Genomic DNA, 1,794 nt, shown 5'->3' with positions numbered 1-1,794 from the left:
GAATTATGAATTATGCAAAAGTCTCTATTTATTATTTTCGACGGAATAGGGATGCAAATCGTTGCGCCATTGTTGGTGTTTGAGATCTAGGTTGATAATTTTGTAAATTATTAAGGTTTTCAGGCACCGGTTGTGCTGCTCTGCCAAATTCTCTCCTCATTGTGGATTTACTGCCTAGCATCAAGAATGCACTCCCTTTTACGCCGTATCGATCTTCTACCCATACGCCATATTCCTGAGTTTTCATTATTCTTCCATTTTTTCTAAAAAAATCAACTTCTTCTAGTGTTAGCAATGCTATATTGTCTTTTTCATTTGTGTGTCTGTACGCAGGGTAGGCGTCTTCATCTGTGGTAAACCCCTCTGCTCCTGTATCTTGCGCTATATGATTACTACCAACAAGAGCAATATAATTATTTCTTGGCCCCAGTAAGCAGACATCCAACTTAGTGTTTGTCCAACCTTTTGAGCCAACATAAAGAAAATTATGAGTTATTGTCAATTGCCTTACGCGTTTAAAATTTTTTCGTGTTTCATCAGAAACAGGGCGATACTTGAGTATGAGATCAATAAAATCCATATCTGTAATAGCATGTTGACCTGGTATAGCGCCAGTATGCTCTAGCAGAATATCACGAATATTGGTAGTGGCGACTAAATCCAACAGTAAAATAGATCCAGTTGCTGACATATGATCTTCCCCGATCCAAAGATTTAATTTCTTATTGCGTTTTAAGCGTTTATTAACATGAGTAACAATCCTATGCCAACTTATCGTACCAACTTTATCATTTCCAGTTGGATCTATATATTTAAGCGGATTATTCCCCACATAAACATACAAATTCAAACCGTCAACCGTCCCTACTGAATCAGGGCTTATCCACCTTGCTAGCCAAGGAGCTAGGTACCTAGCACCGTAGTAGGATAAGCCACTACTGTCGTCCCTTTCTTTGCCTGTGTAGCGGTAGCGTTTTTGTTGGACTTGGGTTTTGTCTTTGCCAGCGATGAGGGCAGTGCCACCATAGGGGTAGTGGTGTTCGTAGCTGAGGGTTTGGGCTTTGTCGTTGAGTTCTAGAGTGTTGGATTGTAGATGGCTGGTGAGTTGGTAGCGGGTTTGGATGGGGTTTTGTGTGTTGTCTGTGCTGGTTTCACTGAATATGTGAATACCAATGTGCAGGGTGCTGGTTTGTTGTTTTGCTTGGTTGGTTGAAAGCTCTAGTGAAGGCAGGTAGTCTCTTTGGCTTTGTACTTGGTGGTCAGATTCAACCACACTGCGGACTCGATTGCCTTGGTAGCCATAAACATAGTACTGTGTGGTGTTGCTTTTATCTGCTTTGCTGAGTTGGTTAAGCGTATTGTTGTAATGCCAATGTAGAGCACCAATGTTGTTAAGGATTAGTAAGTTGCCATTGACATCAAAGTCACTAGTGGATTGCTGTGTTTCGGTGCCACGGTTGTTGTTTGGGTGGATAACGAGGATTTGTTGCCAATCACCACTGTTTGCTTGGTGAGATAGGTTGGTTAGGTTATTGCCTGTGTCGTAGGTATAAGTTTGATGGTAAGGTTCTAGTGAAATCATGACATGGTGCAGCAGTTTGTTTGTTGTTTTATTTTAGATGATCTTCTATCAGGTGCAAAATAATCATGCATATTTCCACGAGGTGGCAGGGGTTTTTCAGCAGATATTAAAGGCATTTCTGGTTTTAAATAGTCGCCCCTTAAAAACCCACCCCAAACAAACCAAAACCACCCATTTTGCCAACCATCCAAATCAACAAAACTGCTTTTTAT

At 40.9% G+C, this 1,794-nt stretch carries 2 protein-coding genes; both read right to left on the bottom strand.

From position 1 onward, the window contains the following. Positions 1 to 31: 31 nt before the first annotated feature. Positions 32 to 1,582: an RHS repeat-associated core domain-containing protein gene (locus BAZSYMA_RS10450; protein ID WP_237731680.1), complete on the bottom strand. Its 1,551-nt coding sequence runs from the start codon at positions 1,580 to 1,582 to the stop codon at positions 32 to 34. Then, a partial coding sequence (locus BAZSYMA_RS10240) for a hypothetical protein (protein ID WP_206599456.1) occupies positions 1,579 to 1,794 on the bottom strand: 216 nt, incomplete at its 5' end. The genes BAZSYMA_RS10240 and BAZSYMA_RS10450, both read right to left, overlap by 4 nt.

It is taken from the genome of Bathymodiolus azoricus thioautotrophic gill symbiont (assembly GCF_001298715.1).
In the GTDB taxonomy this organism is placed as follows: domain Bacteria; phylum Pseudomonadota; class Gammaproteobacteria; order PS1; family Pseudothioglobaceae; genus Thiodubiliella.
Note: the sequence above shows the minus strand (reverse complement) of the source record. Positions and strands in the feature narration are given on the sequence as shown.

Coding starts and splice junctions, on each gene's coding strand:
- BAZSYMA_RS10450 (WP_237731680.1), bottom strand. CDS start 1,582: ATGATTTCACTAGAACCTTACCATCAAACTTATACCTACGACACAGGC.